Here is a 20,951-nt window from a genome sequence, read left to right on the forward strand (position 1 = left end):
CAGCGCAGCGGTGTGGGGAGGCTGGGAGGGGGTTGAGCGACAATCTGGTTTGCGCCCAAGATACTGATCTCTATCTGTGAATTGCACTTTATCCTGATTTGATACCAATGCCCCCCTGATTTGAGACACTGGTTCAACGGCCAGTTCAGACCTTGCGCGACTAATTAATTTTGTCGATCAATGCACACTTCTTTATTTACTAATTCCTTTTCCTGCCTGCTCCTTTTTATAATCAGCAGCATTTCTCTCTCCGCACAGGATCAACCCGACTGGCAAAACCAGTTGGTGATCAGCAAGAACAAACTACCGGCCAGAACCACCCAGTACAGCTACGGCAGCCAGGCCGACGCGCTGAGCATGGACCGCGACCGCGCCGCAATGCAGTCGCTGAACGGCCAGTGGTCATTTGCATTTTACCCCGACGCAAATGAAGCGCCACAAACTCCTGCTTCGGTAGAAAAAGTCCGCTGGGGCAACATCGCGGTGCCGGGCAACTGGGAAACCCAGGGCCACGGACAGCCGATCTATACCAACATCGCCTACCCGTTCAAAAAGAACCCTCCGTTCATCAGTCGTACCAATCCGGTCGGTTTTTACCAGCGCTCCTTTACGGTGCCGGCCGATTGGTCGGGCCGCGATGTGATTCTCCATTTCGGCGGAGTTAGTTCGGCTTTCAGCCTGTGGATCAACGGGAGGGAAGCAGGGTACAGTCAGGGCAGCCGTTTGCCGGCAGAATTCGACATTACGAGCCTGCTGCAAGCAGGCGATAATACCTTAACCCTCAAGGTCTATCGCTGGAGCGATGGCTCTTACCTCGAAGATCAGGATATGTGGCGACTCAGTGGTATCCACCGCGAAGTCCTTTTGCTCGGAGAGCTATCCAATCGGCTCAACGATTGGGATGCCCGCCCACGCCTCAGTTCAGACTTCCAAACCGGTTACCTCGATCTGCGGCCGGAATTTACCGTCGCTGACCGTAAAAAAGCCGAAGGCTTTATGCTCAGGACCCAACTCTATGGTCCGGCGGGAGAGCAGGTTGGTACCGCCCGCGAAATGCCGCTCAGAAAAGCCCTGAAGGAGAATTACCCCCAGCGTGACAACGTTCCCTTTGCCCTGATTTCCGATACCATCCAGAAGCCGAAACTTTGGTCTGCTGAACATCCGAACCTTTACACACTGGTGCTTTCCCTGCACGATGAAAGCGGAAATTTCCTGCAGGCTAAAAGCAGTCGGGTCGGCTTCCGGCACGCAGCTTTTAACGCTGCCGGAGAGTGGGTGGTCAACGGAGAACCAACGTTCATCATGGGCGTCAACCGCCATGATCATGATCACCTGACTGGCAAAGCCGTCAGCCGGGCATCGATGCGCCGCGATATCGAACTGATGAAGCAACACAACATCAACTCGGTCCGTACCAGCCACTATCCCAACGATCCCTATTTCTATGATCTCTGCGACGAGCTGGGAATGTACGTAATGGACGAAACCAACCTGGAAACCCATGGCCTTGGCGGAGCCCTCTCTAACGATCCTACCTGGACCTACGCCTTCATGGACCGGATGATCCGGATGATTGAACGCGACAAAAACCACCCCAGTATCGTCTTCTGGTCTTTGGGCAACGAGAGTGGCTACGGCCCATCTCACGCTGCAATGGGCGCCTGGGTACGCGACTTTGATCCTACGCGCCCCATTCACTACGAAGGGGCGCAAGGCGACCCTACGGCACCGGGTTACATCAACACCAATGCACCGAATTTTAAGGCAGACGTATTTCAGAACAAGCTCTCCAACGGCCGCGATCCTGATGCGGTAGACATGCTGGGGCGCTTTTACCCAACGCCACGTCAGCTCGATATCCTGGCACGGGAAGACAACGGAGATACCCGACCAATCGTCCTGACCGAGTACGCCCACGTGATGGGTAATTCACTGGGTAACTTCCCGGAGTTATGGGAGGTGATCCGCAAATACCCCCGCGTTGCCGGTGGCTATATCTGGGACTGGCGGGACCAGGGTTTGCAGGACACCACGGCGGCGGGTGAGGTCTACTTCGCCTACGGTGGTGATTACGGAGACAAGCCCAACTCGAACAACTTTTGCATGAACGGCCTGCTTACGTCCGATCAAAAGCCCAAAGCTGCTCTCAAGGAAGTGAAATATCAGTTTCAGCCGGTAGTTTTTGAACAACAGGACGAGGAGAACTATACCATCAAAAACCGTTTTCAGTTTACCAATCTCGACCAGCTGAAGTGGAAGTGGGAAGTAGTGGGCGACGGCGCGCAGGTGCAAAGCGGGACGTTTGAGGCAAAGGGTGAGCCGGGCTTCGTCTTCACCCTGAAATTGCCCGCACCGCTGGTAGCTGATCCCCGGGCCGGCGTCCGGTACTACCTGCGCATCAGCGGGGAACTGCCAGCAAAAACCGCTTGGGCACCAGCGGGACACATCGTTGCCGCCGATCAGTTCGAACTGCCCGTCTACCAACCCCGCCCCGTAGCTGAGGCTGTCGCCGGGTCTATAACCGGAACCGTTAATCCGGGCGCTTTGAACCTGTCCGGCAAAGACTGGTCGCTTGGCTTCGATGTACAAACGGGTTGGCTGACCCATTACCTTGTTGCCGGAGACACTGTCCTCAACGCTCCGCTGCAGCCCAATCTCTGGCGGGCACCCACCGACAACGACGTGCGGGGCTACTTCCCCCGCCGGCCCGGCATCCGCAACTATACCAACGCGGAGAAAACAGCGGAGCTCATCTCCTTCTCCCACGACATCGGCGTGAAAACGACCACCGTTACCGCCGATTACCGCCTGCTCGACGGAGACCTTGCCCTCCGCATGAACTATACCATCTCAGCCGATGGCACCGTCTCCGTCACTACCGATTTCAACCCTCTAACCCAGTTGCCGGAACTACCCCGTTTGGGTTTACGTACCACGCTGCCGGCAACGTTCGGTACCGTACAGTGGCACGGCCGTGGCCCCTTCGATAACTACCCCGACCGCAACGCGGCCACTCACCCCGGCTACTACGAAGTCGCCGTCGCTGATGCTTTCGAAGAATACCCGGTTCCTCAGGAAGCTGGCCTGCGAACGGATAACCACCGCCTTACGCTCCGCAACGAGGCGGGGCGTGGTATCAGCATCACCGCTCCAGACCTGTTTCATTTTAGCGCGTTGCCGTATTCCCGCGAAAACCTGGAGGCCGCCAAACATCCCTACGATCTTCAAAAGGACGGCCGCACTCACTTAAGCCTCGATCACCGGCACGCCGGAGTTGGTGGGAACAACAGCTGGGATATGAACGCTGCACCGATCGAGGCTTACCGGATAGCGGCAAAGGCGTACTCTTTCACTTTCCGTTGGAGTCCAACAGAATAACCGGCTTTTCTGGGCTTATTGGCTTACTTCAAAATGCGGGGCCGTTGATTCTATCGTGAATCAACGGCCCCGCATGGTTAAGGCCCTTCCGGAGAGCAATGATTTGGTAGCAAATCACAGAAGTCTGCGCTGCCGCCGAAGGCATAAAACTACGGCTTGATGTTCCGGTAAGGTGCCTGGCTGTAAACCACCGTTCCGGCTGATTTTACGAATGCCCGCACGGCGTAAGTCTTACCGCTTGTAACCGACCCGGCAGGAATTGACACGGTGAATTTACCCGATTTTGCACCTGCGAACGCGCCCGTAAAATTCGTTTCTTCAACGTTAAGGTAGGTTACGTCGCTTATGGCCAGCCCCACTTCGGATTCCTCCGATAGCGGAATGCCATTGATGGTCCCCCTGGCTACAAAATCGCCGGAGGGCAGTTGCTCCAGTGATGTGATCTTGACCTCGACCCGGTCACTGAGTTCAATTATAGTGGCTACGTTGGGATAGTGATTCGACTCGCCGCTGGCGTTAATAGCCGTCACGGTGTAGAAATATTCCTTTCCTTCCGGGCGGGTCCGGTCGGTAAAACTGGTGCCCTTTACGTTGTCGGCAAGCAGGTCAAACTCGTGGAGCTTTTCGCCGCGGTAAACACGGAAATTGGCGGAGCTGTCCTGGCTTAGCCAATTGATTTCAACGGACCCGTCTTCAGCTGCGACGGCAGATACGTTGCGGGCCGGCAGCGGTAGGTTTTCGTCTGGAGTGATGGTTACTGCCGTCGAAGCCGGGCTGGTTCCGTAGCCGTTCCATGCCTGTACGGTGATGGTGTACGGAATGGCAAACGCCTTGTTTTCAAACCGGTACCCGAAGGCCCTGCCGGCCTCAACGGTTTCAGTCTTGCCGGTTTTGTCGTTGCGTATTTGCAGGCGGTACCCGTCGGCGTAGGGGACGCTGCGCCACTGCACGGTGATGGTATTGTCTCGGGTAGCGGTCTGGTAGAAAGAGGGCTTTGCCGGTGCTGCCTGTACTGAGGGTACGGGCGCGGACGCGGGTGCAATTACCGCTCGTCTGGCAGGGCGGACGGTGAAAGAGTACTCCTTGCCCGGAGCCAACCCGTCAACGGTCAGCTTCGTTTTGTCACCTTTGGCTTCGATGGTGGAGGTCGGGCCACCAGCCGTGCTGTAGTCGATCAGGTAACGATCAGCTCCGGTTACCGGAGACCAGTGCAGGGTTGCGGAACCTTTGCCCGTTTCCAGGCGGTAAATCCGGGTACCCGCAAGGCGCTCTTCGTTTTCTGCTGTCCACGAAATCAGTGCAACGGAATTCGGAAGCAGTTCAAGCGCTTCAGCAGCGATTTCTTCTTTCCGCAGTTCAAAATCTTTCGCCACCTGGTCGGTGTCCGAGAAGTAATGGATGCGGACGGAACCGGAAAGTGCTTTGCCATCAATACTGACGGAAAGCGGGCGGCGCTCACTACTGCGGTTGGTTACCAGCAGATAATCTTCTTTCCCGGTTCCCCGAAACGCCCGGGCGTAAAGCCCTTCTTCCGCTTTCCCCTTCAGGCCGGGCAGGTAGATCATATTGTCAATCTCAGCGGCCCACGAGTGGTTGGCGTTGTTCGTTGCTTCGTGAACAATGTGCATAGCCTTGCCTTCGGGAGTGAGCCGTACCCCGGTGCGTAATGAGTCCGATTCCCCCAAAGTCCCTGCGGCGTAGGCTTCGAGCATCTCTTTATTCCGGTTCCGTACAGGGACGCCTTTATTACTCACCTCGTGGCTGCCGATGTACCAGGCATTGGTATGGGCCAGTTGGCGCAGGGTGTACTCGGCGTTGTAGATGGCAGATTGTATGTCACCCAGGCCCAGGTTCCATACCCCGAATTCGGTGATCATGAGTGGAATGTCTTTGGCTGTGTATTCTTCGATTTCTGCCATTGCTGCGGGAGAGGTTACCTGGGGCAAGCGCGTATTCGCCCGGCGGAATGCCTCGGGGAAGGTTTCGCGGTGTCCTACGTGCGTAGCGTAGGAGTGTTTGCTGAATACGTTCCAGTAAGCGCCGTGTTCTTTTTGGTAGCGGTTGATCTCTTTGGCGAAGTCCCAGATCCCGTCCCATGTAAAGTTCAGCGCCATTTGCGCGTCGGGGAAAACCTGCCGGATGGCCTCGGCGTGGGGCTTCATCTTGCGGGCGTAGTCGTAGCCGTCGTTCCACCAGTAGCGCTTCCGGGCGGGGATGTAGAAGTAAGGCTCGTTGCAAAACTGCCAGGCCACCACTTCGATGTTGTTGTTTTTGCAGAAACGGGCAAGTTCCAGCGTGGTCTCCGGTGTTTCCGTGAAGCCATTGATCGTAACGATCAACTTGGAACCGAAGGAGCCCAGTAAGTCGTTCAGGTCGCTGATGAGGTGCGGCCCCTTCGCGGCCGTAAATTCATACCCTTTGATGTACTGGTTTTGCTTGTCCATCATCAGGTAGTAATCTTTATCGTAGAGGCCGGTCGCAGCGTTGAAAGCGTCGCCCATGGTTCCGCTGAAGAAGCGCAGCCAGCCCGGCCGGGTTTGGGCCACGGCTTCCCGGAAATCGGGATGGGTATAACTCCAGACTTTGTCCGCAATGCGGACGTTGAAGCCGCTGCTGCCCACCTCCAGGGGGTGCCCGTCGGAGGTGTTGATGTTAATACCGACAACGCTTGCCTCTTTGACCGCTGCTTTCATGGCCATCGCGTCGAAAGCGGGGTTGGCCTCCGTGGGAACCGGTGCATTCGTCCGTTCCCGCCAGGTAATGAGCTGACGGTGGAGCGAGTCACGTACGGCGGGTAGGGTCGCGGCCAGGTTATTGCGTTCGCCGGGGTCGGTGGTTAGGTTGTACAACTCCAGGCTCCCGTCTTCGAAGTATTCGTGTAGCTTCCATTCTCCGGCGAGCAGGCTGCTGCCGGGCCGGGTGCGGAAGAGCGGATCGCGGCTTTCCGCTCCGGTCTTCTGGTAGGCTTCGAGGTAGATGGGGAAGTGCCAGTACAGGTTTCGGGCCGCAAGGCTTTGTCCGCTTAGGAGCAGCGAACTCAGGTTGGCACCGTCCAGCGAACGGGCGGGTGTCTCCAGCCCGGCCAGGTCGGCCAGAGTGGGGTAGATGTCGAGGTTGGTGACGGGGGTTGGGTCTTCGCGGGACGCAATTTTGCCCTGCCAGCTGATTAACAGCGGAACCCGGACTCCTCCTTCGTAGTAAGCACCTTTACCCGCACGAAGAGGCTTCTGATCAGAAATTTTGTCTACTCCACCGTTATCTGAGGTGAAAACGATGATGGTGTTTTCGGCCAGGTTGCTTTCTTCGAGTTGAGCGATGACTTTTCCGACGTTGCGGTCGAGCACTTCTACCATCGCTGCGTAGGTGGCGTGCCTCTTGTCTTTGATACCGGGACGGCCGAGGTAGCGCTGTACCATCGTATCCGGTGCCTGGATGGGAGTGTGTACGGAATAGAACGGCAGATAGAGAAAGAAAGGATCATCCCCTGAATCCTGAATGAATTTGACGGCTTCATCTCCCAACCGGTTTGTCAGGTATTCGCCCTGTGGCCCGTTCTCAATGTTCGGGATGTTGTACGGACTGAAGTAGGACCCCTTGGGGTTCCCGTATTTGCTGCCGGCTACGTTTTTGTCAAAGCCTCTTGTCAGTGGGTCTTCGCCGATATGGAACTTGCCGAAGTTCCCCGTCCGGTATCCCTGCCGTTGCAGGAATTGTGGGAGGAGCTCAACATCAGCGGGAGGGAAGTGTGCGTTGTCTGTCGGGATCAGTCGGCGGTGTTTATCGTTGCCCCGCGCAGAGGGGCTGACGGTGTAAACGCCCGTTCGCTGGGGCCACAGGCCACTCATCATTGCCGCCCTGCTCGGTGCGCAGTTTGATGCACTGGAGTAGGCCTGCGTAAAGTTGACGCTCCTTTCACTCAATCGGTCGAGGTTTGGGGTGTGGTAGACGGTGTTGCCCATGTAAACGGGGTCTGCCCAGCCCATGTCGTCGGCTACAATCAGGACAATATTGGGAGCATCTTCCTTCAGGGCGGGAGGAGCCGCAGTGGTCCTGTTGCTCGTAGCACACGCAGCGACTACAAGCGTGAAGATCAGCAGAGAAAGTAAATGGCGAATTTTGAGCATGGAACATGATTTAGTAGTGGGCATACGGATGTATCAACGGTCATTGCATCCTGCGTCCGCGCCGCAAAGAATGCCGGCGTGAGAAATGAATTTACCTGGTGAAGTCTGGCTCTTCCCGCAGGAGGTTTTCGTAGGGAAGGCGACCAGTATTAATGAGCGCTGAACGAAGATGAAAACGCAAGGCCGGTTTCACCTGAGGGTAGATAGTGATGAGTTTGGCGTTCAGCGGCGCTGCGATTTTGCCCAGGTTTTGCAAGCTGGCAAAGGCGGCAGTGTTGTCGTTTATTAATTCGGCCAGCAAGGCATCGTAGCCCGGGCTGTGGCCAGCGTATACTGCTGCTTCGGCCAGCAGCGCCCGTACTTCGGGCGCCGTCTCTTTCGCGATGTATTCGATCAGGTCTGCGCCGGGAACAACGCCGCCGCTGCGGCGCGCCAAACCAGCCAGGCCGGAGGCGCCCCAGTACCTGATGGCGGGGTCTGCGGCGGATAAGAAGCCGATCAACTGAGAAGCTGATTCTGGATCGGCATCCATGGCCAGTTCTGCGGCTGCGATGATGGCACCGATGTCCCGGTCTGTCCCCCGCACCCGCTCGTACAGCGGCTGAGGGTTTTGGGGTTCTCTCATGCCGGGGGGTAAAAATCCGAGGTCATTGATTTCCCGCAGGTGAGCCGATAGCTTCGCTTTCATCCGGTCGGCGACTTGAGTAAACTCCAGTACGTCAATGAGGTTGTTGACTTCGTTCGGGTCTGCCTGTACGTCGTACAGTTCGTAGGGTGGGTTGAGCCGCCAGAAACGATTACTGCGCTCGTTGCCTCCGCCGGTCATCCATGACTTTTGCCAGGCCCTTTGACCCGGCATTTGCCACTGGAACGCTTGCGGCGTACCGTCGGGATAAGCTGATTGGTAGTTGGCGATGATCTTGTAGCGTTCTTCTACGAGGGCGCGGGAGGGGGCGTAGGTCTCCGCCTGGTTGGCCCGGAACAGGAAAACATCTTCAGCGATATTGCTGGCCGCATTGCTTTCCGGCCCAAGAAAGGGCCGGCCAACCATAGCGGGCGGAGCCGGTACACCAATCAGGTTGAGCAGGGTAGGGCCGAAGTCGGCAAAGGCAACCAGCCGGCCCGTCGTTTCCGGCTGCCCGTCGGGGTAGGCCAGTTCCCGGTAGGCTGGCGGCACGTAAACGATCAACGGCACGCGTCCGCCGGTTTCGTAGGTGTACGCTTTCCCGCGCGGGATGCAGCCGCCATGATCGCTGAAGAAAAAAACGATGGTGCTGTCTGCTTGTCCGGATGCCTCCAGTTCAGCGAGTTGCTCCCCGACCCAGGTGTCCATCTCAGCGACGGCGTCGAGGTGCCAGGCGATGTCGTCGCGCACTTCGGGGAGGTCGGTAATGTAGGGCGGAACCGAGACCTTTGCCGGGTCGGTGATCCGTCCCGCGCGTTTCCCGATGGGAGTCTTGGTCAGACGGCTCATGTGGGTTGTACCCAGGTTGAAAACGGCGAAGAAAGGTTGCCCGGGGTTGGGGCGTTTGTTGTAGTGTGCTTTGTTCTTCGATATATCCCATACATCGGTTGGGATGTCGCTGTCGTTGTAGTCTCTTTTTGCGTTGTTGGTCGTGAAGTAGCCCGCCTGGCGCAGCAGGCGCGGGAAATAAAATTCTGACGGCACGGCCCGGGCTTCGCGGTGCATATCGGTGCCCAGCATCGGGGCGTACATTCCCGAGATCAGGGTGGAGCGCGCCGGGCTGCACTGCACACCGTTGCTGTAGGCGCGCTTGTACAAGGTGCCTTTGCCTGCCAGTGCATCAATGTTCGGGGTGCGGGCCAGGGGATGGCCGTAGACTCCGATGTTGGGGCTCAGGTCTTCTACCGACAGCCACAGGATGTTTGGGGGTCTTTTCTCGCTTTCCTCCAGGTGACCCTGAGCGCTTTCCGGGGCGGGGCCGCAGGTGCAAAGCAGGCTGCCCAGGAGCAGGCAAAGAAGGACGGTCGCAGATCGGAACTGGCACATACACTTATATTTTCTGAACAGTAAAAAGGGGCGGTAGCCGATAACACGTAATTGTCGTTATTTCTGCTCCGCCCCGGCCAAATCACTAGTAGTTACTGTTTGATGATTTTAAATACTTGTTGTCTTCCCTGCCCGGTGCTTATCCGAAGGAAAAGGTGCCGGCTGGTACTTCCATAGGAACCTCCCGGGTGCTGGTGCCGGCTATATTTTAGGCCAGGACCTTGCGCCCCACAGGATCATACACCTCATAAGTTGCATTGGGGGTGGACAGCGGGAATGATGAGTCTCCGCTACTTCGCGCACCGGGTTTTTCAGCTCTCCACCGTCGGTGCGTTAGCTCTCTCCGGTGTCGTTCTCCGTTTTGACGATATAGTAGAAAGTACCATTTTGGTCCGCCTGCCCGTCGGTATAACTGAATTATGTCAGTACCCTTGCCATCAGTTGTCCGCCCGTATAATTGGTGAGTTGCGTCACTTGAGCACTTAGTGTGGCCAGTGAAGCGGTCAGCAGGAGGGAGGAAAACAGTTTTTGCATGATTTAATTTTTTGGTGAAGACAAAACGGAGTTTCTCTTACCTGCAGCTGCTGCCGGACAGGAAGAAAAATGGGTTTAACCACGCCTTTCAGGATGAAAGGGTAAACTATTTCTGGCTGCTGAATAACCTATTATTGCACCTGCGGCCGCGCCTGAAAAGGTGCTTACAGAGAGACGCCGTAGAAGTGGGCGCAGACGCAGGTGCAAAAAACAGGATGGAGATCTAATCACCCTTATATGCTTCCTGGCCAAAGGAGAAGACCTCGGATGGCGTGCGGGCATTGTCCATTATCAGGCGGAGTTCCTGCTCTACTGCGGGGTGTTCGAGGGCGATGTCGGTCTTTTCCCCCGGATCGTTTTTCAGGTTGTAGAGCTGTACGTTGGAGTCGGGGTTCTTTTTTACGTTGTAGCGTACTGCTTTCCAGTCGCCCTTCCTCACGGCCTGGCGGCCTCCTTTTTCGTGGAATTCCCAGTAAAGGTATTCGTGCTGTTCCTGTTCACCTTGTCCTAGCAAGGTCGGAACCATAGAGATGCCGTCCGTTGCGGATGGAGGCTCGGCTCCCGCAAGATTGGCCAGGGTAGGAAAGACGTCCCAAAACGCGGAAACGTGATCGGTCCGGGAGCCGGCCTCAATCTTACCGGGCCAGCTCGCGATCATGGGCACGTGGATGCCTCCTTCGTAGAGGTCGCGTTTTGTGCCACGGTAGATTCCGTTGCTGTCGAAATAGTCGGGGTCGGCTCCGCCTTCGCGGTGGGGCCCGTTGTCGGAGGTGAAGATGATCAGGGTATTGTCCGCAATACCCAGCTCTTCGACCCGCTGAACGATCTCTCCGACCTGACGGTCGAGAATACGGATCATCGCAACGAAGGCCGCGTGGGGCGTTGGCTGCGAGCCGTACTTGCCTTTTCTGTACTCAGGGCCGCTGTCTACTCCTTCATAGGGCTTTTCGGGCTGAAAATTGCCTTCATATTCGGCAAGGATAGAATCCGGGGCGATCAACTCAGCATGCGGAATTATAGAAGGAACGTAGAGGAAAAAAGAAGTGTCTTTATGCTCCTCCAAAAAGGCCATGGTTTGGTCATGGATCATGTCCGGAGCGTAGGATTCTTTGTTGAGCCCGCTGTTGCCCTCCAGCACGATGGAGTCTTGGTTAGACCACAGGTGATCGGGATAGTAGTGATGGCCCAGGCGCTGGCAGTTGAAGCCGTAGAAGGTGTCGAAACCCTGTTTGTTGGGGTCTCCCTCAGAACCAGGATAACCCAAGCCCCATTTGCCAAAGGCTCCGGTGACATAACCGGCATCTTTCAGCGCCTCAGCCATGGTGTTTGTTTCGTCGGGGATCGGGTACTGACCCTCGGGTTGAATCTCGTAGTTGCCCCGGATGAAAGTGTGCCCGGTGTGTTGCCCGGTAAGCAGCGCAGAACGGGAAGGTGCACAAACTGTGGCACCCGAATAATGCTGTGTGAATAACATTCCGTTGGCCGCAAGCCGGTCGATGTTCGGGGTGCTGAATCTTGTTTGGCCGTAGCAGCTCAGGTCACCATATCCCAGGTCGTCGGCCAGAATGTAGATGATGTTTGGCTTAACGGTTGAAGACTCCGATGCGGCCTCATTGATTGGTTCAGCAGAATTAAAACAGCCCGAGAGCAGTAGCAGGCAGAGCCCCGCACCCGCACACAGCGCCTGGTAGTAGAATGTCATAAATTCAGTTGTTAAGGAGGTCTGGATAAAATGGAGGTCGCCCGGGCGGGCTCCAATAGGAGTTGCCCGGACGACGGTCCATTAGCGGTAACCGTTATTAGAAGGGTCGCTATTAAGAAGGTTCGGATTAAGAAGAATTTCGGCCAGCGGAATCGGCAGGAGTACGTGCTTTGGCTGGATGTTGGCCGCAGGGTTGTTGAATGAGCGATGCTCGGTGTTCATCACTGTCTCGAGCAGGATACCCCAACGGATGAGGTCCATCTTGCGGTGGCCTTCGGTAGCCAGTTCGAACTTGCGCTCGTCGTACATCGCTTCCCGGAATTCTTGCTGTGACATGCCGGACCACGGGCGGTCGGGCTCGAAAGCACGGGCACGAACGGTGTTCACGTAGGTGTAAGCATTGGCGGGGCCATTCAGCTCGTTTTCTGCTTCGGCTGCCATCAGGTAGATGTCGGCCAACCGGAATACGATGTAGTTCTCCGGGTGGTTGCCACGCGGAGAGTTCTCCTGATTGAGGTTCCAGTTTTTGCGGTAGTAGGGAAATGCAAGCTGGAAGCCGAGGTATTCGGTAACAATGGATGCGTCGTAACGGAGGTCACCATCTTCCCAGTTTGCGGGGTCTGCAATTTCGGGCAGAGGAATCGCCCAACCGTAGCCGGTCATGTCTTCTCCCTGTTCAGCAAGCGCAGCCGAGAGCAGTTCCACGTTGGTTGGCGTTCCGTCTCCTCCGGGGCGAACGTTGCGGTTCGCTGGTTCATCACGGATACGGGGGTTGTAGTCATCGGTACGCTGGGTGTTGCCATCGCTGCCAACGGGGTCTTTGGTGAAGTCTACTACAAAGATGTGCTCGTCGTTGTACTGATCGGTCAATGGGTTTTGATCGAAAACGTCGGCGAAGTTGTCCAGCAGGCGGTGAGGAGAGTTGTCGATGATTTCCTGGCATTCAGTCAGGCAGTCCTGCCACTCACTGTCCAGCAGGTGGAACTTTGCCTTGAGGGCTGCGGCGGCCCACTTAGAGACCCTGCCCAGTTCACTGCTGCCGTATTCTGATGGCAGCAGGTCGAAAGCGCGGTCGAGGTCTTCTTTCATTTCGCTGCGGATCAGCACTTTGTCGGTTCGTTCGATTACGGAGAGTTCTTCCGTCGAAGGCAGTTCTCTGAAATAAGGCACGTCTCCCCACAGGTTGGTGAGGTGGAAATAGGCAAGTGCCCGCATGAAGAGAAGCTCGCCGGTAACCTGGTTACGAATGGACTCAGAAAGTTTCTCGTTGCCTTCTACGCTGGCGAGGAACAGTGCAGCGTTCCGGGCCAGTTCATAGCAGGAGTTCCAGGTGTCTGCGCCGTCGGAAACCCCTTCGCCAATGAGGTAGTTGTGGATCTGCCCGTTCACATTACGGTTCGGGCCTACTTCATCGGTTCCGTTCACATAGTAGTTGTCAAGGCCACGGGTCTTGTAGAGGCTGGCACGGTGCAGGATCCGGTAGGTTCCATTGACTGCCAGAAGAGCCTCGGCGTCGTTGTTGAAGAAGTTATCTGTAGTAATACCACTGCGGAAATCTTCTTCGAGAAAGTCTTCACACGCGGAGAATGAAAGCACCGTGAAGAGGGCGACCACTATGGTCAGTAGAGAATATATATTGTTTTTCATTTTATCTTCGGTTGTCGGTGATTAAAAGGTTACGTCGAGGCCCAGCGTGAAGGAGCGTGCGTAGGGGTACTGGCCGGTAGCAACGCCCTGCTCGAGGCCGCTGCCATAATTGCTTACCTCAGGATCTCCGAAGGAGAAGTCGGTAAAGAGAAGCAGGTTGTTCCCGGTTGCGTAGACGCTCAGCGAGCGGAATACATTGTCGATTCCCATATTACCGACGGGGAGGTTGTAGCGAAGAGAGAGGTTTTTAAGCCGGATAAAAGATCCGTCCTCAATACCTGCAGTACTGTTAGGGTTGAACAGGCTGGTGGATGTACCAGCACGTGGGATGTCGGAGTCTTCGTTTACACCAGGAATGTAACGGTCTACTACAGCAGGAAGCAGGGTTTGATCTCCGCGGCCAAATAAGCCGGTTTGGATTACGCCGTTGTAAACATCGTTGCCAAGTGAGCCCTGGAAGAAGATGTCGAGGTTGAAGTTACCCATGGTGAAGGTGTTGCGGATGCCACCGTACAGGTCAGGCTGAGGGCTTCCGATAACGACAAAGTCTTCTTCGTTAATTACACCGTTACCGTCCATGTCTTCGTAACGAGGGCTACCAATGAAGGCTCGTCCGGTCTGGCCGTCTGCTTCAATTTCTTCTGCGGAGCGATAGGTGCCCAGGTAAACAGCACCGACGAATACCGGTGCCGGCTGACCAGGAATGAGGCGCACACCTGATCCACCCTGATTGGTTGGCTGACGCAGGTCAATGAAATCATCGCCGCCCAGTTCGAGCACTTCGTTTTGGTTGGTAGAAAGGGTGAGCTGGGTTTCCCAGGTAAAGTTCGACTTAGATACGTTGAAGCTGCGCAGTGCAATCTCTATACCTTCGTTACGGATAGAGCCTACATTTTGCAACTGGCTTCCACCTGCAGTACCGGGGAGGTCTCTTGCCAGTAGAAGATCTTCGGTTGTTTTGCGGTAGTAATCGAATTCGAAGAATATCCGGTCCTGCCAAAGGCCTAATTCGAGGCCAAGGTCCAGCTGACGGGTTGTCTCCCAAGTGAGGTCCCGGCTGGGAAGGCTGCCAATGATGACTGCATTCAGCAGGGTTTCGTTGAAGTAAGCGTTCTGGTTATTGAAGCTGGCAACTGAGTTGTAGGGGTTGACGCCCTGTTCTCCGACTTCACCAAGACTTGCCTTCAGCTTAAGACGGGAGACAAGGCGGGAATTAACGAGGAAAGGCTCACGGTGGGCGTTCCAGGCCGCTCCTACGGATGGGAAGAAAGCGTACTTGTTGCCTGTTTCAAATACACTGGAGCCATCTCTCCGGCCGGTAACGGTAAGGAGGTACTTGCTGTCGAAGCCATAGTCAAGACGAGCGAAGTAAGAGGCGAAGGTGCGCAGTTGGTACCCAGAGCCTATCTGGTAGGTGTCGGGGTCGGAGCCGAAAGACAGGTTGTTGAACTGTACCACATCATTGGGGTAGCGTTCGGCCTGCGCACTGAACGATTCAATCTCGGTGCGCTGTACTGAGAAACCTCCCAATAAGCTAACTCTGTTTTTATTGAAGTTCCTGGTGTAGTTGATCGTGTTCTCGTTCAGCAGGTCGTTCTTCTGGTTGGTGGCAAGACTTGCGTACCCGCCGGCATTATCGAGCTGCCGCTCCGGAAGAGCTCCCGGTTGGTAAACATTCGTTTTAAACGAAGAGAGTTCTGCCCCAAGGGTACTTTTGATGACGAGGCCTGCCAACGGCTCAACCTGTACGTAGATGTTGCTGATTAGGTTGTTGTCCAGACGATTGTCTACGCGGAGGTTATAATCCGCTACCGGGTTCCGCTGCGCGGTACCACTAACGGGGTTTACTGCTGTGTACAGGCCGTCTTCGTCGAACACTGTCCGGGTGGGAAGAACGCTGCTTATGATCTGACCGTAGTTCACTTTATTGTTTTCCCGTGTATTCCGGGAAAGGTTAAGGCGAACACCAGTAGTGAACACATCACTGATTTTGAAGTCCATGTTCGTCCGCAGCGCGTGGCGTTGAAAACCGGAACCCTTGACAACGCCTTCCTGATCGAAACGGTTAAGGGAAACATAGTAGTTGGCAGACTTGCTGTTGCCGCGGATAGACAGGTCGGTGTTGAAGATTTGTCCATTCTGGGTAACGAGGTCCAACCAGTTCGTATTTGCCACGTTAGCAGGATCGTCAAAAATGAGCGGAAGGGTAGGGTCGGTAGCACCAGTACCATCAGGACCCGGGACGAATTGACCAGCTTCGTTCACGTAATTGGCGTATTCTTCTCCCCCCAGGAGTTCGACCTGATTAGCTACGCTTTGGGTAGTGTAGTATTGATTAAACGAGACTACGGGCTTTTGCTCCTTAACGTCTTTACCAGTTTTAGTGGTGATGAGGATCACCCCGGATGCACCTCTGGTTCCATAGATGGAGAGTGCGGTTGCATCTTTGAGGACTTCGATTGATTCGACGTCATTGACGTTAAGTGAATTGAGGTCGAAATCTGTACCGGCAATGAAACCGTCTACTACAAACAATGGGTTGTTGTTGCCATTGACTGAGTTCGTTCCACGAATACGAATAGTAGTGCCACCGCTGCCGGGAGCACCGTTGTTGGATGTTACTGAAACACCGGTCGCACGGCCCTGAAGTGCCTGGTCGATACGGGAAACCGGCTGATTAGCCAACGCTTCTCCTTTTACGGATGCCACCGAGGAGACGAGGTCTTCCTTTTTGGCAACGCCGTATCCTATCACCACTACCTCATCGATCATATTGACATTCTCGGAGAGGGTGACGTCGATCTGGGTCTTATTACCGACGGGGATTCGTTGGGTGGTATAACCAGTAAAGGAAAAGACGAGCGTATCGCCCGGTGAGGCTGTAACGGTATAACTACCATCGAAATCTGTAGCAGTTCCCCCGCCGCCGGGGCTGACGATCACATACACGCCAATGAGACCGAGCTGGTCTTGTCCGGAAACTGTTCCGCTTATCTGTTGCTGGGCGTGCAGGCAGCCACAGATAGTTAGCGCAAGAATGAGAAAAAACGTTTTTTGCATGATTAAACTTTTTAACTAGTGTCGTAAAACAATCAACACGAAATTCGGCTTGTTGCCGGTGTTAATTTTGCTCAATGTATGGGTTGCCTAATTTGTGTCTGTTTCAAATAAGGGGTAAAAATGTTGCATGGGTTGCCAGAGTCTCTTATGTTGGCTCTGATTGCAACATATTTGTCTCATATTCCGTCTCAACCTCGCTCACTCATTGGTCGAGTACTTTCAATAATGACACGACAAATGAAGATTACCTGCTTCCTGAACAACCTCTCTCTGTACTCTGAAAGGATTATCGGATTGCTGGTCATTTCACTGTTTTTTGCCCACTTTGCTACTGCACAACAGCAGCAGTCATCGTTTTCCCATCTGGAGGTTAAAGGCAACCGGTTTAAGCAGGAAGCCCGCACCCTGTACGAAGACAGTTTTGGGTTTCTATGGATCGGTACCAATAACGGATTGTACCGCTACGACGGAAACCGAATGAAAGGTTATTATCATAATCCTTTCGATTCAGTCTCACTGGCCAACAACACCATCCATTTCATAGTCGAGGATGATCAGCAAAATCTTTGGATAGCCAGCGACAGCTACCTGTCTTTCTTCGATCGGAGGAAAGAAGTTTTTCAGAACTTCTTCAAAGGTCAGCGTACCTCTTATTTGTATGCCGGCAAAAAGGGATCGATCTGGGCAATGGTAAATGGTAAGGGATTACTGAAAGTATCGCGTGATGAATCCAGTGGCCAGATAACTTTCGATTCCGTCAAGACCGCCGCCTCAGGCGGCAACACGCTTATTGGCGATGAGTTTGGCCGGGTGTGGATAGGCGCTCAAGATGGACTAACGCAGGTTGAAAATGGAACAGCAAATAAACCCGCAACCGGCTTCGGTTTCCCGGTCAACCAGCTGGAAAAAGGCAAGGACCAGGGTTTTTGGGTCGCCTCCGGGGCTACATTGCGCCGGGTTATGTACTTCAAGGAAGAAAATCGCCTGGAAGTAACCGCAGTTTGCGAACTCCCACCGCTTCATGAAAGGCCTGAACAGCTCAACCGGATTGTCTCTTTGCGCAACGGCAAAGACAACCAACTCTGGATCGGTACCGAAGATGGTTTGTACCGTTTAAATACCCTCGAGGCAAACCCCGTTCCTGTGCGCGTAGAGGATCCAACCCAATTTACCCGCAGCGCACTGCAGGGGAAAATCAATGCGATCACTACCGATAAGTATAATAATGTATGGGTTGGCTCTACCCACGGGGTAGTGAAAATTCTGGCGAGAGCAAGTATGCTCAGCTATACTGATCTGCGCCAATTGTCGGCCTCAATGTCCGATAACCGGGTAAAAGCAGTGTTTGAGGATGGAAAAGGAGACACCTGGATCGGAACGGAAGAAAGCGGACTGTACCATCAGCCGGCGGGAAGCAACGCGGTCAACAGAATTCCCCTGGCTGCACAATCCGTCGCTAATATCGCCCAGCGGAGATTCGGGGAAGGACTCTTTGTAGCGGGTGGTAATCATTTGTACGAGGTCGATACAAGTCTCGACCGACCGGTGGCAAGCATTAAATACTCATTGTCCAAAGCTGTAATGGCGGAGGTGGAAGTCTCGGAAACCGAACAATGGGTCGGCACCTGGGGCGACGGACTGAAAATTTTCAACGATGACCGTGAGCTTCCGATCTGGAAGCAGGAACTCGTCGAGCAAACAAAACATGATTTCATCTCCCTAATGGTGGTTGGGCGTAATAAGTACGTCTGGATCGGGACACGGGGAAACGGGCTGTACCGGGTATCACTTCAGGAAGGTAAAGTCTGGCACTATCTTCCTTCCCGCGAAAAAGGAGTCACTTCCAATGCGTTCATCTCTGTCGTAAACGACAGTAACGGTAATATATGGTTTGGTACCAGAGGAGGAGGCGTGCTGCTGTATAACGAAAGCACCGATACCTTCACGCCTTATACCACCGGGGAAGGGCTCCCCTCAAATACTATCTCAGCAATGCTGATAGACCTCGAGAACAACCTCTGGCTCAGTACCCCCGAAGGGATAGCCGTGTTCAGACCCCACGAGCAGACTTTCTATACGCTGACAACAGATGACGGGATCTACGAAAATAACTTTCAGTACAACTCTGCGGGGAGTAGCCCCGACCGGCAACGCCTCTATTTTGGAACTACCGGGGGCTATTATACCATCAGGGGCGGCGACTTTAAACCCCGGCAACTTCAGGCTCCGACGGTCATTACCAATTTGCGAACCTACGGGGCAAACGCACTGGCACACGACACCAGCTTTGTGGCAGCCGAACTGTTCAGTACGCCCCGTCAGATCAGCTTGCCGTACTACCGGAATAACCTTTCGATCGGCTTTTCTTCGCTGGATCTGACCGCGCCAAATAAAACAAGGTATGCCTACCGACTGACCGGGATCAATGATTACTGGATTTACCCTGACAACGATGCCCGCGAAGCAATTTACTTTGACCTCCCGCACGGCAAATACCATTTTGCTGTAAAGAGTACCAATAGTGATGGTGTCTGGAACGAGGAGGCTGCCTCCCTCGAACTCACGATCCTCCCGCCATACTACCTTACGGTATGGGCTTATTGGGGGTATGGCATAATTGCGGTATTCATCGCTTATTTATTGTACCGGCTCTACCGGCAGTGGTATCAGCTGCGGAAAAATCTGCTGGAAGAGAAAATATCCCGCGAAAAGAGCCAGGAGTACCACCAGATGCGCCTGGTTTTCTTCACCGATATTTCTCACGAACTCCGGACTCCGCTGACGCTTATTCTGGGGACGATCGAAAACTGGAAGAAGCGGGGAGGAGAAAACCTGCCCGTTACTTCGATCCAGCGGGTATACGCCAACAGTATAAAGATGAAGCAGCTCATCAACCAGCTGCTCGACGTTCATAAACACAATGCCGGTGAGTTCGAACTCAAAGTCAGACCGGTAAACGCCGCGCGGCACTTCCGTCAGGTGGTTTCTACGTTTACGGACCATGCTGCAATGAACCAACTGAACCTCGGCTTCAGTTCCGACGGTGCCAACCTGCAGGCGTTCCTCGACCTTTCCATCACGGATAAAATTATCGGCAACCTCGTTTCTAACGCTATCAAGTATACCACCTCCGGCGGTACCATCAACGTAAGCCTGAGTCAGCAAACCCTGAAGAAGAAAGAAGCTGCTTCCCTCGAAATCACTCCGGGAGAATACCTATCAGTAGTGGTGGAAGACAACGGCATAGGGATGGATGAACAGGATTTGCTCCACGTTTTTGATCGCTACTACCAGGCCAAAAACCAAACACCCGCTCATCAGTCAGGGTCTGGCATTGGTATGGAGTTGGTGTACAAGCTGACCCGCCTGCACCAGGGAGCTATCATAGCTGAAAGCGAACTAGGCCTTTTCACCCGGTTCATCGTCTACCTGCCCGTCGAAGCCGAATTATACCCGGAAGCAACGGTGCTGAAAACCAGCCCTGAACCTGCGTCCGCGCCGGAAAACCTGATCGCTCCACCGGTAGAACATCCCGCTTATACCCCACGAACGGAACAACCCTCCGGAGGGAAAAAAGGTAGCGTGTTGGTAGTAGAGGATAACGAAGAACTCAGGCAAACGATCGTGGATATACTGTCCGACGATTTCAATGTGCTAGAGGCCGCCAACGGAAGAGAAGGATTCGAACAGGCTAAGCAACACACCCCAAGGGTCATCATTACTGACCTCGTTATGCCCGTCGGTGACGGGCTTTCTCTGATCAAAAATGTCCGCAGCGACGAAGCAACCCGTCACCTTCCCGTTTTTGTCCTGACCGCAAAGTCATCGGATGAGGCACGCAAAGAATGCCTCGAGGCCGGCGCTTCGGATTTTATCGAAAAGCCTTTCAGTATGGAATTTCTGCGGTGGAAAATCCACAACAGCATGGATCAGCAAAAGTCTATGCGCGATAAGTTCAGCAAGACGATCAGCGTGCAATCGTCCGAAATAGAACTGGAATCGCCGGATGAATACCTGATTCAGGATTTGATCAAACTGGTGGAAGACAACATCGAAAACCCCGAACTGAGCGTACAGTTTCTGGCCCACGAAATAGGTATGAGCCGCGCCAATCTGTACCGTAAGCTCAAAAGCATCGTGAACGATACGCCCGTGTCTTTCATCAAGAAGATCAGGTTGGATCGCGCCCGTAAAATTCTGAAGATGAATAAGTTTTACGTTTCTGAAGTAGCCTACATGTGTGGTTTCAGTAGTCGTAAATACTTCACCAGGTGCTTCCAGAAAGCTTTCGGTTGTTCACCTTCGGAGTACGCTGAGCAGCACAAGTCTTCGTTATCCGAAACAGAGCCGACTACCTGATGATGGTTTCGTCGATCAATAAGCATAGCGGCTCCGTCGGATTCGATGAGAATGGTGTTGGTACCCCGCTGTAACCCGATGGTTGCGCTGTGCGCGCCCCGGAACGCTACAAAAGTGCCAGCAAGGTTATGCCACA

Annotated in this window: 7 protein-coding genes; 2 read left to right on the plus strand and 5 right to left on the minus strand. The window is 54.3% G+C overall.

Annotated features, from left to right (window positions below; all coding sequences use genetic code 11):
- Window positions 1-180: 180 nt before the first annotated feature.
- The gene (locus FUA23_RS16320; RefSeq protein WP_147931833.1) at window positions 181-3,378 is read left to right on the plus strand and encodes a glycoside hydrolase family 2 TIM barrel-domain containing protein; all 3,198 of its coding nucleotides are present in this window, start codon (window positions 181-183) and stop codon (window positions 3,376-3,378) included.
- Between the two features lie 149 nt (window positions 3,379-3,527).
- Here the strand turns inward: FUA23_RS16320 and FUA23_RS16325 are convergent, their stop codons facing one another.
- The 5 genes from FUA23_RS16325 to FUA23_RS16345 form a co-directional block, all read right to left on the minus strand.
- Complete coding sequence (locus FUA23_RS16325; protein WP_147931834.1) at window positions 3,528-7,502, minus strand: sulfatase-like hydrolase/transferase; 3,975 nt, start codon at window positions 7,500-7,502, stop codon at window positions 3,528-3,530.
- 91 nt (window positions 7,503-7,593) lie between these two features.
- The gene (locus tag FUA23_RS16330; RefSeq protein ID WP_147931835.1) at window positions 7,594-9,513 is read right to left on the minus strand and encodes a sulfatase-like hydrolase/transferase; all 1,920 of its coding nucleotides are present in this window, start codon (window positions 9,511-9,513) and stop codon (window positions 7,594-7,596) included.
- A gap of 757 nt (window positions 9,514-10,270) precedes the next feature.
- The gene (locus FUA23_RS16335) at window positions 10,271-11,749 is read right to left on the minus strand and encodes an arylsulfatase (RefSeq protein WP_147931836.1); all 1,479 of its coding nucleotides are present in this window, start codon (window positions 11,747-11,749) and stop codon (window positions 10,271-10,273) included.
- An 81-nt stretch (window positions 11,750-11,830) separates the two neighbouring features.
- Window positions 11,831-13,396 carry a RagB/SusD family nutrient uptake outer membrane protein gene (locus FUA23_RS16340; RefSeq protein WP_147931837.1) on the minus strand — a complete coding sequence of 522 codons (1,566 nt, stop codon included), beginning with the start codon at window positions 13,394-13,396 and terminating at the stop codon, window positions 11,831-11,833.
- 21 nt (window positions 13,397-13,417) lie between these two features.
- Complete coding sequence (locus tag FUA23_RS16345) at window positions 13,418-16,456, minus strand: SusC/RagA family TonB-linked outer membrane protein (protein WP_147931838.1); 3,039 nt, start codon at window positions 16,454-16,456, stop codon at window positions 13,418-13,420.
- Between the two features lie 237 nt (window positions 16,457-16,693).
- Between FUA23_RS16345 and FUA23_RS16355 the strand changes: the two genes are divergently transcribed.
- A complete protein-coding gene (locus FUA23_RS16355) occupies window positions 16,694-20,815 on the plus strand; it encodes a hybrid sensor histidine kinase/response regulator transcription factor (protein ID WP_222707051.1) in 4,122 nt (1,373 codons plus the stop codon).
- Window positions 20,816-20,951 lie beyond the last annotated feature (136 nt).

Origin of the sequence: Neolewinella aurantiaca (assembly GCF_008014675.1) — a bacterium.
Taxonomy (GTDB): Bacteria; Bacteroidota; Bacteroidia; order Chitinophagales; family Saprospiraceae; genus Neolewinella; species Neolewinella aurantiaca.